Genomic DNA, 14,720 nt, shown 5'->3' with positions numbered 1-14,720 from the left:
CTTTGATAATTAAGGCTCCCTTTTAGGGAGCCTGATCCTGATTACATTATTATGACTTCTCAGGTAGTTGCACACGAATATTAATTACTCTTCCGTCTGGAATATCGCATGGTTCAGCATCATGGTAATAAACGACTTCTCCTGTTGCAGTCACGCTTTTGACACGCTTATTTTGAGCAAATTCTGGAGCGTCTTTATTTTGACGATGGTAACATTCGATGGTTATATCGCCGCTGGTTGTGTCTACCGATTCACGCACCCAAATGAGATTTAACCCGTTGCTGTCTGCCGGGATGATAGTTCCACCGTGAATTCCCCACGCACCATCTTTGGCAAAACCATTGCAGCCTCTGATACGATATTTCCCTGTATCTATACGCTTAACCGTCACTCCTTCAGCTTCGCTGGTTAACTCGTAAGTTCCGTCTGGATGAATATCTACAACTGGGCTGGATACTCTGAGAATGCCGTTAGCGTCGGAGCGGGCGTTTTTATCTGTCCAAAGTCGGCTAACTTTTGTGTTTCCACCTCCATCATTTCCGTGGATAAAGCTAATACCGGCATAGTCATAATGCGCGACAAATCCTGCCCATATGTCATGCATTCTTGTTATATAGCCGCCCGACCACGCATATCCAATACCACTATCATTCCCTGAAAATCTGAATGCATGACCACCCTGCGGCAATGATTTTATCCATGCGGTAAGATCACTTATATTCGCTTGATTAATATACTTTGGCTGGATAAATTCAGATCCTTCGGATTTTGCATATGCCCCGATATCCGCCGGCGTTGGTTTGTTTTTCGTTGTATAAATATCAGTCCAATCTTCTTCAAAGCCATAATTATCACGAGCAGAGCGATAAGCAATCCCGCCGTTTCTGTACTGTACTTTCAACTGAAAAGCTGGGCAGCTTCCTGCGCCATTATTGAAATGAGCGATATGCTGAGAATCTATTCCAGGTCTCAGCAAGTCATATAACCCGGTGTCTGCATTCCAAGGGACTGGATTATTAACAGAGTATCCGCCTGCTAATCCGAGTCTAAATGCCCCAACATCCGCTGCCGTTGGTTTATTTTTTGTTGTATAAATATCAGTCCAATCTTCCTCAAAACCATAATTATCACGGGCGGAGCGATAAGCAATCCCGCTGTTTTTGTACTGCACTTTCAATTGAAAAGCTGGGCAGCTTCCAACGCCATTATTGAAATGAGCGATATGCTGAGAATCTATTCCAGGTCTCAGCAAATCATATAACCCGGTATTTGCATTCCAGGGGACTTGATTACTAACAGTGTTGTTTCCTGTTAATCCAAGCCTAAATGCCCCCACATCTCCAGCGTTCAGGCTGATATCCCCGGTTAACGCTTTCCCATTAATTTTTCTACTATTCGGTACCGCATTTTTAGCTAAATTGGCGGTTTCTGCTAAGCCGAGATTTTTCACAAACGCATTTTTATCAGGAATGTCTGCGCCATTTTGGTTTTTTGCTAATCTGTTGTTAGCATTATCATTTACATCAGAAACAAGTTTTTGAGTGACCGCAAGTGAATTACTGTTGCCTGTTTTATCTGTGAGTTGAACAATTCCTTTCTGAGTTAGTGAAGCACTTGGAATTTCTGTCGCGATCTTTTTTTCTAAGGCTTTATTTAACTGAGTAGTGAGTTTGACTATATCCCCATCATCCAGAACATCATCGCCATATTGTGTCGCGATAAAATTAGCTATTGTAGACGATATTGCTGAAGATTGACGTAATACCTTATTGAGTAAATGAGTGGTAATATTCTCTGGTGGAAATCCAGTCTTTAAAGCCGAGCTTGTTTCATACCCTTCTTGGCTGACTACGTTAGCATTATTACTAATAGAAAAAGCTTTAAAATCATTCTTGGGACTCATATACTTTCCTCAAATTAAATAATACTATTTTATAATTAACATATTGAATTATTGTAAAAATAACTCCCGCCAACTCATGCCGATCATAGTCTAGTTAGGAATGAGAATAATGGAATATTCTTATATCTTATAAGATTAATTATTTTTGTATGGTTGATGGCAGTAAATAACTAGAAATTTTTTAACCAAAAACATATTAAAGCTATTTGTATTTAATATATGAAATTTATACTTATATTTCTTCCTGCGGTGTTTGTCAGACGTACGGTATATTTTTTTGTTTTTAGCGATTGATCAGATTATTCAAAACGGATTGACTTATATTAAGCGGCCTACTATGTGACGTGGTTATTTAGTAATAGAAAACATATTACATTTGTTCTGAGTAATATGTTTTCTATATCATGACGCTCTGTTTTATGCCTATTTCTATAACTTCATATTGCCAAGAATTAAAGTTACAGTAATAATGGATAATAACGTTGTCCATGTAATAATAGATGCCATTGCCTCATGATCACCACCCATTTGTTTAGCTAATATATAAGCATTGCCGGCACAAGGCACTGCGGAATATAGAATAGCGATGTTTGCGGAAGCGCCTGATACACCTAAATATTTTATTATCAATATGGTGATGAGTGGCATTAAAACCAACTTAAGTATAGTCGCATAAGAAATCGAAAGTATCTTTTTTATATGCATGCTGATGATCAATCCAGCTCCTACGGACATTAAGCTTAATGGTGTAGCTGCGTTCGATAAGTAAATAAAAAGTTGTCTGATTGGGCCGGTAATATGAATGTTAAAGTAGTTTAGCAATACTCCAATAATTGCACCAATAATTAGCGGGTTTTTAGCTAAAGCAAGGATAGCACCACCCAGATTTTTCTTACTTCCGTGACCATAATGATTCATTACGAGTACGCTCATAATATTGGTAATAATTATCATATAGGCCACAAAAAATCCGGATAATGCAACTCCCTCACTGCCGAATAGTGATTGTGAAAGTGCTATAAAAACATATGAATTATATCTAACTCCTCCTTGGAAAATGGATGTAAATAGATCTGGTGTAGTGTTAAATAAAAATCTACCGATGAAAATAATAATAGCGATTATTATTGTTGAACTTATGGTTGATACGATTGGATAGAAGTTGTCAGAACCAGAGAAATTAGCCTCACTAATATCTAATATTAATAAGCAAGGAAAAAAAAGATAGTAAACAAACTTATCTGAAAAATTCCAGAAACTAGAAACGTCCTTTATATATATTTTAGATAGGAAGCCAAGAGTAATTAGCAAGAATATAGGTAGAATTGAAAAGAAAACATTTAACATCTGGTGGTCCTTTTAGATAGAAAAAACTCTATGCTCTATTTGATTTAAATATCGATGATTCCAAAGGTTAGGTGAGATAAATACGCGTTGTAACCACCGTAATGGTGTTCCTATATTATCAAATGTTGGGGTAAATTTATCTCTTGAATGCAAAGTTAGCCGGTTGTCTATATAGACTAAATCCCCTGGGATAATACATATTCCTACTGCATTTCTTTTAACTGAAGCGTAGAATTTTTCTAGAGCAATTTCAGCTTTAGCTGTACTTGCTGTTATCATACCGGGATAAAATACAGCACTGATGTTGGGTAATATGTGGTTTTCTGCTATGAGAGGGACAGGATGCGTTTCTTCTTTTCCAACTAATGTGGATTGTCGCCAGCGATAAGGTAATTTTATGCTGTATAATGGTGAAGATAATGTTTCTATATCATCTTTCTTTAATTGAGCAATAGATAAGCGTGAATCAGAGATGCGTGTTAAAGGGCCGCCAGGATCATGCCTGACACCTGTAAGTAATAAACCCAATGGTGAAATATTATATTGTTCTAAATGTTTTAGGGCTGCGTTTTCAATATGAAAGTCAAGTTCGACATCAAATCCTAGACCGGTATATTCATTTTTCGACTCATGAGTTGGAATGAGATTGTTGATGAGTTCCTTACCTTCAAAAAGCATTGAATAGGGTTCACCAATGAGTGAGGCTATGCCCGTTAAAAGATTTTCACTAATATTCCCTGATTTTGCTGAGGGGGTGTATTGGTTTGGCGATGGAGAGAAAAAGATTTCACAATCGGTTGGAACATTCTTTAATATAATATATGGTCTAGGGTTTATAGATGTTCGTTGTTTATTTAGGGCTGATATTACTCTTGTAGGTAAAAAAGACATCATGGCGGATTTAACTAAATGAATATATAAATCACTACCGGTAGGATCGTAATCAATTTTATTTAATGCTAAAAAGAGATCCTGTTTTTCTTGCATGGTTAATTTAAATATATTTTGGTAATCCATTTATATTCTCTTTGAAAAATAATAATGTTAGTTAACCCTAAAAGTAGGAGTATATTACATATATTATTCTTCTTTAAAACCAAAATTAACGGATAGTGTGATTTTAATCACCCAAAATAAAATGATTATATCTGATTTTTTTAAATCTTAAGATGTGATAAAAATCACCTTTTTAATAGGTGATGATCACTGTAGCTAGATAGTCTAAAGATTAAGTGCAATGTATTAATGGAAAAATAAATTAATTTATCTCTATAACTATAATTGACAAAAACTATAAAAATCATGTGCTTGAATTAATGCCTCTATATTAAATGGGCTGACATGACTACAATTATATGTTAATTGTTTCATTAAATAAGAATGCTAAGACTCTTCTTATAAAAACACCTATACAATTTTATGAGAATTCAATAAGTATTTATACCCAATAGATTTCAAGATGCATCGCAACGGCAAGGGAGCGAATCCCCGGGAGCATAGATAACGATGTGACCGGGGTGAGAGAGTGCAGCCAACAAAGAGGCAACTTGAAAGATGACGGATATATTATAATTATTCTATGCTTCATCTGGAATAAAGAGACCGCTCTTGAAGGATTATTACTTCATTTTATTAATATTTTAGTGGTTATTTGTTTTAATTACAGTCATTCCAATATCTTCAAATTTCTTGATGTGATTATTGATAATGATAATGATAATGATGATGAGTTATCTGGTTTATGAGCAGTGATAATAATGAGCAGATTCCAGCAGCCATTGCCTCACATCTGAGCTGTCTAGATTAGTGGAACGGTAGGATAGTACTGATAAAATCAGCTAATGATACTGCTAATTAGGCTTATTTCTTCTGTATCGGAATAGGCATGATTTTGAGATCATGCGCGATACTAAATTCTGCTTCGGTTTTTTCCCGCAGAGTCTCTAATGTGACATTTGGCGCATGTTCTTTCAGAATTAACTGGCCTTGTTCAAAGCAGAAGACGCCTAATTCAGTGACAATCATGTTGACTTTGTTGATGGCGGTAAGTGGCAGAGTACACTGCTTGAGGATTTTTGCTGAACCGTCTTTGGTGCAATGTTCCATTGCAATGATGACCTTGCGCGCGCCAGTGACAAGATCCATTGCTCCTCCCATACCAAGGACCATTTTCCCCGGTACCATCCAACTGGCTAGATTGGCGTGTTGATCAACTTGCAGACCGCCCAGAACACAGGTATTTACGTGACCACCTCGGATCAAAGCAAAAGAGAGGGCACTGTCAAATATGGCAGCGCCGGGCAGGATACCGCAAGGTTTTCCGCCAGCGTTGACCAGATTGGGATGTACTTCTGTAATCGGTCCAAGGCCCAGTATGCCGTTTTCTGACTGGAGAGTAATATGAATATTATCAGGCAGATAGTTCGGGACTTGCGTGGGAATGCCGATGCCAAGATTGATCACGTCGCCATCTTGTAGTTCGAGAGCAACACGGTGGGCAATGACTTGTTGAGTATTCATTATTAGTTTTCTCCTGGATAAACGATGTAGTCGATCAATGCGCCGGGTGTTATAACGCAGTCCGGTGTAATCTCACCGACTTCAACCAACCTGTCCGGTTCGGCAAGTGTGATGTCCGCTGCCAAGGCGATCACTGGGTTAAAATTTCGGGCGCTTAACTGATAGGTCAGATTACCGTGGTAATCGGCAAGATGAGCCTGAATCAACGCGAGATCGGCGCGTAGCGGGAGTTCCAACAAATAGTCTGTTCCATTGAGGGTGATTTTTTGTTTCCCATTTTCGACAATAGTACCCACTCCGGTTGGGGTTAGAAATCCGCCCAGACCGGCTCCTCCGCAGCGAATACGTTCGATCAACGTACCCAAAGGAACCAGTTCTACTTCTATTTCTCCAGCAAGCATTTTGCGTCCGGTTTCCGGGTTAGTGCCAATATGTGAGGTGATAACTTTTTTCACCCTGTTATTAACCACAAGGGGGCCAATGCCGGTGTCGATACGGCCAGTATCATTAACAATCAAGGTCAGATTTTTTACACCGGAGTTCAGCAATGCGGTAACCAAGTGAGGAGGTGTACCTACGCCTATAAAACCGCCAGCCATAATGGTCATGCCGTCATAAAAATGCTCCATAGCTTGCTGTGTGCTAATGAGTTTATTTTTCATATCGATTCCTTATATAGGATATATGGATATAGGCGCATATCAGTAAAGCGGTTGGTTGCTGTGATCAAACGAATGTCGGTTTTAATGGTGTGGCTGCCACCAGGACATTCGAACTCTTTTTCATGGCTGAACAACTCGTTTTCGGGTAAGGACTCCGGTAAAGCCCCACAGTTAATTTTGATGAACGGTCCTTTAGCCCGCGGACTATTATAATGAATGGCTTTAGCGATTAGCCCTTTACCGGTACCACTTTCACCAGTAATTAATACTCTGGCGTGGCTACGGGCAATTTTCGCGCTGTCACAGCACAACGCCATCATTTTGAGGCTGTTAGTTAAGATCCGATCCCAACCGTAGTTGTCGGATGAGGCACGGCGTCGTTGATTGACTTCCTGCTTCATCAATTAGCCTCCGAGAAATCTCGCTGTTCAGGATATAGAGGGAAAGGCGCTGATTGGGAGTATAGAAAGCGTTACCGAATGGGAGCAAGGGGGAAAATGGGTAAGTGTGAGGGGCTTCTAATGGGTTTGGTTCACTTTAGCCTTATAGGTGTATGGCGTAGGGATGATCTGTTAATACCGGGAGGCACAGCATTGTATTCAATGCCGTGCTTTGAATACATTCACTAAGATAATTTTAGATGAGGGTTTCTAAGAGAAATAGTTATCGTTCCGACCTGATTACCGTTGCGGATATCTTTTCCATAATTAAAATCAAAATATTTCATCTGATCTCCGGTTTCTACTACCTTTCCGTTAATCGCTGTGAAATTTTTACGTAGCAATGTATTGAGGCCATAAGCATTAGCATCTTTTGGTGCAACATCAATGACAACTTTTCCTGTATTCTCTTTTCCTTCAGCCATGAAATTGAATACACCTTTAGGGTAGTTTTCTCTGTGAATATTTAATGGAAAGTGGATGCCATCTATAGAGTTGAGATTTAATGAAGTTGCTCCGGCTTTTAGAGTGAAATTTGTGTCGAATAAAGGTTGACCTTTTTCATCTAAATCAGTTTTTATTCTTAATTTTTGAGAAGTTATGGACATCTGTGCATTATCTTGTAAGATAATATTGCTATTATATATATCGATAAAATGACTTTTAAGCATAGCGTTAGAGTATTCTGTGATAAAGAAATCACAATTTAGTGAAATATTAGTTTTTAGCACTTCATTATTTTCTTGTGTTTTTTCTACAGTCCCCACAACCTCTACAGTAAGCTGGCTTTTTCCTGACATAGCCACTGTTGATTCTTTTAATTTTGTATTTATGTGGTTGCTAATTCTTACAATACCAGCATTTTCTATTTTGAAGGTACTTGAGTTTTGTAGTTCAATTCTATGTCCATGTTTGCCTGAAATTTCACGATTAAGATAAAAGTTAACAGGTTTTTCTTTTTTTCCAGATATTATGAGATTTCCTGATGATATTTTTATTGTTTTTGATAAAGTTTTATTGCCCGGATTATCTTTGGCAGTCTGTAGTGGACTAAGAATAGGCCACTTAATATCATAGTCGCTAGGGCGATCATTTTTATCAAAAGACAGTGTTAATGTATTTTCTCCAGCATCCATTGTGAAGGTGGTGCCAATTTCTTTATTAAATGAGTATATTGGAGGAATAGTTTTGTTATCATACTCTTCAGTGTATGTTTGATCTCGATCCGGATACCAAATAAAAGAGTTTTCAGATTTTTCGTTCATTTTTAGCCCTTAGTATTGATTTTTCATAATTAAAATTTGTTTAACATAAATATAGTTCAAAATAAGTGGATTTCAAGATACTTTCAATCTATTTTATTGTGGTTTTGTTACTGGTGAATGGAGCCTGATATCAGTATTTTTCGTTGTTTTTGGTAAAAAACTTTCAATGGTTTATACCCTATGGATTTCAAGATGCTTTGCGACGGCAAGGGAACGAATCCCTGGGAGTATAGATAACGATGTGACCGGGGTGAGAGAGTGCAGCCAACAAAGCAGCAATTTGAAAGATGAAGGGTATAAATCATAACCCTGTAAGGGAATAGTTTATTACTATTTGCTAACCGAATAATGCTGTGTAAATGCAGATTTACTCGGACATAATTGGTGAAGAAAATTACTTAAGTTGATAAACAATTCTTTGTGGTTGAGAAAATAATGATAGGTGAAAATCCTGTGTCGGGATGGATGTGTTTGGCGGGTTATTAATGTAACTGGTTACAATATGAAGACGATATTAATTTCAATATGAGAATTTTACTCTCTGTGAATGGCGTTTTTTCGCTATATTTTAATTGTCATGAAGTTGTATGATTTTTTATAAAAATTAAAATTAGCAATCTTATAATTTCTTAATTGCAGAACAAAGGTGTGCTTTCTATTGGGTATGGACAATTAAGATAGCTGATTGAACTAATCGGTTTGCCTATATGTGATTCAGGGTGAGATCTCACATTTTTAATAAGGTCATTTTGGTTAAATAAAAATCAGAATATGATTTTTTATAGGCATTTCTCTCATTAAAACGTTAAGATCTCCCTCTTCCATAAAAAGCGATCCTAATAATGAGTATTTTTAATTTTATCAGCAAGATAGAAGACCCCCGTTCTGACATCAATAAAAAACATGAGTTAATGGATGTGATTTTTTTAGCCTTCTCCGCTGTATTATGCGGCGCTTCTGGCTGGAAATCGATTCAGGAATTTGGTGAGTTACAGAGCGAGTGGCTTAAACAATACACGCATTTTACTCACGGTATTCCTCGTCGTCACTGTATTGCTAATATTATCAAAATGATAGAGCAAGATGCACTGGTTGAAGCCTTTTATGCCTGGATCAACCAGCGTCGGGTCAGGGCAGGAAAAAGTCTTATCGCCATTGATGGAAAAACCCTGAGAGGAACCTGTAAGGGGACATTATTTGAAGCCCTGCATGTGGTCAGTGCTTATGATGTTGAATCCGGTGTAGCCCTATACCATCAGGCAGCCGAAAGCAAAGGTCAGGAAGGCCCGGTTGCCAGACAATTGATTGAATTACTGGCGCTTGATGGCGCGATTGTCACTATGGATGCCCTGCATTGCCAGAAAGAAACCCTTGCGTTAATTACTCAGCGCGGTGGTGATTTTATTGTGGGTCTCAAAGGCAATCAAAAGACCCTCCATGAATGGGTCAAATCGTATTTTGCTTCGCATTATGAGAGTGATGAGCTTGTTGAATTTACGCAGAAAAATAGCGGTCATGGACGGACAGAATTTCGGCATGTCATGCAAATTCGTGCCGTATTACCGGAGGTCCTTCGGCGGCAATGGCCTTCAATACAAAGTGTTATTGAAGTCGTCAGTGAACGAAGCGTAAAAGGTCAGCCTCCCCATCGTAATTCACGCTGGTATGTCAGCTCGCTACCGTTGGAGGCGGAAATCGTGGCTAAGGCAATAAGAAAGCACGGGTCGGTGGAAAACGAGCTGCATTGGGTATTAGATGTCACTTTTCGAGAAGATGCTATCTCACTCAAAGATCCTGATGGGGCTGCACAAATGGCGCTTTTTAACCGAATTGCATTAAGTGTGATTAAACAGAATACCAGCATAAAAGACAGTCAGGCAGCTAAACGTCGAAGAGCCATTTGGTCAGGGGAATTCCGTAGTCAACTTATCTTTGATTAAATTAAATACAAAGTGGAATCCCGCCCTGATATGTGATTTAAATCTCAAAAAAGAAAATTTCTAATTCCCGTGTGCTTCATTATCGATTGTCAAATGAAGTGATTCTCCGAAGGGGATTTTATTAGGGAAATATATGCTGAATATTATAATGCATTGTAAATACTGCAATAATCGTAAAATTAATTGTGAATACACCTGAGTGTGATGATTTTAGGATGGTTAATTCTCTTATGAAATAATAATAAGCATGAGCATGATATTATTCTGTCTTATATTGTTTATTGGTCCTCAGAGAGGAATAATTAACTGATTTTGTTTTTTGATGTAAATTATTTTGTGGTTTTTGATATTTTGGTGTGAAAATGGGTAAGAGGTCATGAAATAATTTTAAAATTTAGTGGAAAGGCGTAGAACTTTGGCTATATTTAATTAACAACGTAACATGATGAATAAAAATGGTAATGCTTTAGTGGGATAGAAGAGAAAGTTTATTACTAGAAATAAAATTAAAATTCAAGGAGGTGCTCAGAGATTAGTTCATCGATTTAATTAATTTTGAATTTATATTGTGTTTTTGAATGCAAAGATTGGTGTTATTCAAAATCTTATTATACCTTTTAATTTATTAATAATATAGGTGAATGAAATGAGTGAAATGAATGAAATGAAAGTAAAAATAGAGAAATTAGAAAGCATGCTTGATGCATCAGTGCGAACAGTTATTACTGCGGTCAAGAATGATCTAAGTAGTAGTTTAAAAGTAACTGTTGGACCTTTACCTCAAACACCAGAGTTAATTCCCTCAGCGTCTGAGCAATCCAGATATACAATAATTCCTCCGGTAGGTCCTACTACATATCAGGATAAGGTACTTAAATTCACTACTGTGGTACAAAGTCAAGCTCTGCTTAAGAAGATTTGGGTGTTCCAAGATTCAAGAGATCCGCTACTTACAATTAAGTATTGGGTTGGTGAACAATTTAACTACGATGATGCAAATCCGGTTAGGGTTTCTGCTGAGGGTGGTGGAAATAAGTTTATGATAATTAATGAAGACAGTGATGGGATAGCAGGAATTGCTGTTACAATGTACTAGTTTATGATTTTGCATTTTATAGATTGACTATGTTTTAGCTAATTGAAAGCTGGTTGTAAACTCAAATTATTTTTTGAAAAATTATAAATTAAACGAGATATAATTTGGAAGGACCGTTTTTAATTTAAGGCTACACTTTGGTGTAGCCTTTCTTATTTTAATGTAATTGTGTTTTTTCTGATGTTGGAAGTAATGACGTGTGATTTTATCGAATTAGCTTAAAACCTCTCTATGAGGAGGTTGTCGTAAAAGGCCACCATTTCTTGCTAAGAGTGAAAATAAATCCACAGCGATTTATTATCTTTTATTTGTACTATTAGTCTCTAATATCAGGGCAGTTGCCATTGATAAGTTATATGTTATGACATGCAAGGTAAATTCCACTCTGACAGCTGGTAAGCCTTTATGCTAAAAATGCTCTAGTTCTTGGATAGCGTAATGTAGAAAATACAGCTCCTCCTGATTGGTGTTATGCTCTGAGTGATATTGTTGTAGTGATAACTTGCTTACCCTGACGTATTGCAATTTTATAACTTATATTAAAAGAGTTTTTATCTGCTATTTTGCCATTGATAGCGATGAGCTCTTTGCTGAATATTTTATCACTTAGATTGGTCTCCTTAGAATCTGGATTTGAAATGTCAATTATAATTTTCCCTTTATTTTTTCCTTCTGTAGTAATGAAATTAAATAAACCTTTTGGATATTCTATATTGTCAAGATTAATAGGATAATTGATTCCTGTAAGAGATGATAAGTTTAATATAGGAGTTCCAGATCTGAGATTGAACTTTGTTTTGGTTTTGTCTATGTTATTTTTTGGTACTATACCATCATTAATTAGTGTTACTTTTGAATTATCTTGTATATTTATATTACAGTAATTAATATTTCCATCTCCTAAGAAGATTTTATTGCTTTCAAAAGTAAGCTCAGATGATCCATGCAGAGAAATATCACTAGCTAAAAAAATAAAGGCAGGAGCTTTAGGCTGTATTTTTGTTTTTTGTATTATTTTAAATTTACTGTTTCCTGACATAGTCAGTTTTGGTGGCTTAAGTTCGTTTGAAATAACATAATCTATGAAAAAAAATACAGTTCCTGGATTTATTATGTTTAATATTCCTGAATCTTTAAAGTCAAAACTAGTACTTTCAGCACAACCTAAGTAAATAACTGTATTATTTCTATCTTCCGATTGATAACTTACTTCTAATGTCCCTGAGGATATAATGAACTGCATTCCTTTTCCGCTGTCAGTCATTGTTCCATCATTGTTACGTTTAAACTCTGGCCAATATATAGGTATTTTATTAGAGTCATTTTGTAACGTTAATGTTTCACCTTCAGCATTCATTATAAAATTAGCACCACCTAATTTATCGAACGGATAGGGTTGTGCTTGTTGATCAGTCGGTGTGAAAGTAATGACTTGAGTTCCATAATCTTTAGTGAATTCCTGAGAATTTTTAGGGTCCCATTTAAAAGCTGCGCTCATTTTTAATTCCTCATAAAATTAAATTTTTTCATAATTAAGGAGTGGTTGAAATAAGTGTAGTTCAAAACGGATGAATTTCAAGGTAATGAATAACTCATATTCATATTTTATTGATTTATTTCTCATTAAAAAAGTTAAATTTTAGTGAATGGTTTAGTTACTTTTACTGTTAATGAGTTTGTTTAAAGAATAATATTTTTGTAATTAGGTTATTGTTTAATACTGGAATGAATTATTATGACTTTTAAATTTATTCTAAAGATTAAATCGAATTAATGGTTGCTTTCAGTAATAATTAATAAGAATGACATTTTATCTTTGAACCTAAATGTTAAGCACAATTAACTTTAATATTTTATTCTTCGAATGGTTTAGTTTTATATATTGAATTATTTAAATTTTATAATGTGTTGATTTGATTGAAATTAAATTTATCTATTGTTTTTTCTGTAATTATCCATATTCACCATATAATTAACATTTAATTAAATTCATATTTAAATCATTGGCATCTTGCAGGGTAAATAATATCATTCTAATGATAACTATTTGAAATTACTAGATTCACTAAAGAATATTGATTATATTATTTTATTCAGAAATTAAATATTATTTAAGAAAGATATTTACGTACCTAAAATAGCCATGAGAATTAATTTCAATTAGCTAATACCATTATACGATAATTGAATGATTCTTAAAGGATATACCCAATAGATTTCAAGATGCATCGCGACGGTAAGGGAGCGAATCCCCAGGAGCATAGATAACTATGTGACTGGGGTGAGTGAGTGCAGCCAACAAAGAAGCAACTTGAAAGATGACGGGTATATTTTGAATAAATTGCTTAAATAAAGCACTGACCAATACTTGAATAGCGTTGGATTGGGTGTTTTTTATCCATTATTGGGTAGTGTTACGTGCAATTTAAGTTCAAAAAACGTTCGCGCCCTTGCCCTGATATGTGATTTAAATTTCAAAAAAGAAAATTTCTGATTTCCATGTGTTTTATTATTGATTGCCAAATGACGGGTCTCTTTGATAGGGATTTTATATTGAATACTATAATGCATTATAAATAACGTTTCATAATTCTGCTACACATAGCCTTCTTCAACTCATTGTTATACATAGAATTATTGGTGGTATCAGATGTAGCACTATTTTGGAATCTTATTTATTATTCTGTTTTATGTTGTTTATTGGTGTTAAAAGAAGAATGATTCACTGAATTTAATTTTTTTAATAAATGATTTTATGGGTTTTTAGTATTTCAATATGAAGATGGATAAGATGTCATAAAATAATTTTAAAATTTAGTGGCAAGGAATAGAACTTTGGCTATATTTAATTAACAACGTAATATGATGAATAAAAATAGTCATGCTTTCGTCGAATAGAAGATAAAGTTTACTACCAGCAATCTATTTCAATCTTGAGGAGGTACTTAGAGGATTAGTTTATCAAATTAATTAATTTTGGATTTGTATTGTGTTTTTGAATGCAAAGATTAAATTTATTCAAAATCTTTTTATGGTTTTTGTTTAATTTACTAATAACATAGGTGAATGAAATGCAAGAAAAAATAGTAGAATTAGAAAAACTCATTGATTCACAAGTTTCTACATATGTTTATGTACTCAGTAATTACATAGGTGACATGTGTGATATAAACTTATCTGGAGGAAATTTGCAGACTGATTATATGATCAAGGCAGATGGTGATTTGACTGATGTACTTGTACACGTTCCAGTGATAGGCCCGCATAGCGTTATTAAGCCACTAAGGCTCCATGTTATGACACAATTTTGGGATTATGTTGGAGTTATTTGGGTGTTCCAAGATGCAAGGACTTCTGACGGCATAATTAAATATTATCCAGGTGATAATCCTAATTATAAAGCTTCAAGAGCGGCGGAAGGTAATAATAGTGGTGGAGGATATAAACGTTTGAAGGTTATATGTACAACGCCAGGAGATCTGAATTCCGTTAGAATAAGATTGTTCTAGCGAAAAAGAAAAATAGACTTGTTTTAAAGTTGGAATTT

General features: G+C 35.5%; 10 protein-coding genes and 1 pseudogene. 3 read left to right on the top strand and 8 right to left on the bottom strand.

All coding sequences use genetic code 11. The features are described 5' to 3' along the window. Nucleotides 1-49: 49 nt before the first annotated feature. The 7 genes and pseudogenes from PluTT01m_RS27725 to PluTT01m_RS19540 form a co-directional block, all read right to left on the bottom strand. Nucleotides 50-1,903 (bottom strand): phage tail protein, encoded by a 1,854-nt coding sequence (locus tag PluTT01m_RS27725; protein WP_011147944.1) that lies wholly within the window; start codon nt 1,901-1,903, stop codon nt 50-52. 429 nt (nt 1,904-2,332) lie between these two features. Further along, nucleotides 2,333-3,250: an AEC family transporter gene (locus PluTT01m_RS19570; RefSeq protein WP_011147943.1), complete on the bottom strand. Its 918-nt coding sequence runs from the start codon at nt 3,248-3,250 to the stop codon at nt 2,333-2,335. Nucleotides 3,251-3,262: 12 nt separating this feature from the next. Beyond that, nucleotides 3,263-4,267 (bottom strand): TauD/TfdA family dioxygenase, encoded by a 1,005-nt coding sequence (locus PluTT01m_RS19565; RefSeq protein WP_011147942.1) that lies wholly within the window; start codon nt 4,265-4,267, stop codon nt 3,263-3,265. Between the two features lie 843 nt (nt 4,268-5,110). Beyond that, nucleotides 5,111-5,770, bottom strand: coding sequence for a CoA transferase subunit B (locus PluTT01m_RS19555; RefSeq protein ID WP_011147941.1), 660 nt, complete (start codon nt 5,768-5,770; stop codon nt 5,111-5,113). A 2-nt stretch (nt 5,771-5,772) separates the two neighbouring features. Further along, nucleotides 5,773-6,432: an acetate CoA-transferase subunit alpha gene (atoD, locus tag PluTT01m_RS19550; protein WP_011147940.1), complete on the bottom strand. Its 660-nt coding sequence runs from the start codon at nt 6,430-6,432 to the stop codon at nt 5,773-5,775. A 47-nt stretch (nt 6,433-6,479) separates the two neighbouring features. Then, a pseudogene (locus PluTT01m_RS27960) lies at nt 6,480-6,833 on the bottom strand (sigma 54-interacting transcriptional regulator); the annotation flags it as partial. A 224-nt stretch (nt 6,834-7,057) separates the two neighbouring features. After that, the gene (locus tag PluTT01m_RS19540; RefSeq protein ID WP_011147938.1) at nt 7,058-8,137 is read right to left on the bottom strand and encodes a hypothetical protein; all 1,080 of its coding nucleotides are present in this window, start codon (nt 8,135-8,137) and stop codon (nt 7,058-7,060) included. An 842-nt stretch (nt 8,138-8,979) separates the two neighbouring features. Between PluTT01m_RS19540 and PluTT01m_RS19535 the strand changes: the two genes are divergently transcribed. Together PluTT01m_RS19535 and PluTT01m_RS19530 are read left to right on the top strand one after the other, a co-directional pair. Next, complete coding sequence (locus PluTT01m_RS19535; protein ID WP_011147937.1) at nt 8,980-10,077, top strand: ISAs1-like element ISPlu18 family transposase; 1,098 nt, start codon at nt 8,980-8,982, stop codon at nt 10,075-10,077. 646 nt (nt 10,078-10,723) lie between these two features. Next, nucleotides 10,724-11,173, top strand: a complete 450-nt coding sequence (locus PluTT01m_RS19530; RefSeq protein WP_011147936.1) for a hypothetical protein — start codon at nt 10,724-10,726, stop codon at nt 11,171-11,173. 469 nt (nt 11,174-11,642) lie between these two features. On the opposite strand, the gene PluTT01m_RS19525 is transcribed toward PluTT01m_RS19530, so the two are convergent. Beyond that, nucleotides 11,643-12,671 (bottom strand): hypothetical protein, encoded by a 1,029-nt coding sequence (locus PluTT01m_RS19525; protein ID WP_011147935.1) that lies wholly within the window; start codon nt 12,669-12,671, stop codon nt 11,643-11,645. A 1,573-nt stretch (nt 12,672-14,244) separates the two neighbouring features. Between PluTT01m_RS19525 and PluTT01m_RS19520 the strand changes: the two genes are divergently transcribed. Further along, complete coding sequence (locus tag PluTT01m_RS19520) at nt 14,245-14,682, top strand: hypothetical protein (protein ID WP_011147934.1); 438 nt, start codon at nt 14,245-14,247, stop codon at nt 14,680-14,682. Nucleotides 14,683-14,720: the final 38 nt, after the last annotated feature.

It is taken from the genome of Photorhabdus laumondii subsp. laumondii, from assembly GCF_003343245.1.
Lineage (GTDB): Bacteria > Pseudomonadota > Gammaproteobacteria > Enterobacterales > Enterobacteriaceae > Photorhabdus > Photorhabdus laumondii.
The sequence above is the reverse complement of the archived record's forward strand: the minus strand, read 5'-3'. Positions and strand labels throughout refer to the sequence as shown.

Excerpts from the sequence above, each read along its gene's own strand:
- PluTT01m_RS27725 (WP_011147944.1), bottom strand. The coding sequence starts at position 1,903 with ATGAGTCCCAAGAATGATTTTAAAGCTTTTTCTATTAGTAATAATGCT.
- PluTT01m_RS19570 (WP_011147943.1), bottom strand. The coding sequence starts at position 3,250 with ATGTTAAATGTTTTCTTTTCAATTCTACCTATATTCTTGCTAATTACT.
- PluTT01m_RS19565 (WP_011147942.1), bottom strand. The coding sequence starts at position 4,267 with ATGGATTACCAAAATATATTTAAATTAACCATGCAAGAAAAACAGGAT.
- PluTT01m_RS19555 (WP_011147941.1), bottom strand. The coding sequence starts at position 5,770 with ATGAATACTCAACAAGTCATTGCCCACCGTGTTGCTCTCGAACTACAA.
- atoD (WP_011147940.1), bottom strand. The coding sequence starts at position 6,432 with ATGAAAAATAAACTCATTAGCACACAGCAAGCTATGGAGCATTTTTAT.
- PluTT01m_RS19540 (WP_011147938.1), bottom strand. The coding sequence starts at position 8,137 with ATGAACGAAAAATCTGAAAACTCTTTTATTTGGTATCCGGATCGAGAT.
- PluTT01m_RS19535 (WP_011147937.1), top strand. The coding sequence starts at position 8,980 with ATGAGTATTTTTAATTTTATCAGCAAGATAGAAGACCCCCGTTCTGAC.
- PluTT01m_RS19530 (WP_011147936.1), top strand. The coding sequence starts at position 10,724 with ATGAGTGAAATGAATGAAATGAAAGTAAAAATAGAGAAATTAGAAAGC.
- PluTT01m_RS19525 (WP_011147935.1), bottom strand. The coding sequence starts at position 12,671 with ATGAGCGCAGCTTTTAAATGGGACCCTAAAAATTCTCAGGAATTCACT.
- PluTT01m_RS19520 (WP_011147934.1), top strand. The coding sequence starts at position 14,245 with ATGCAAGAAAAAATAGTAGAATTAGAAAAACTCATTGATTCACAAGTT.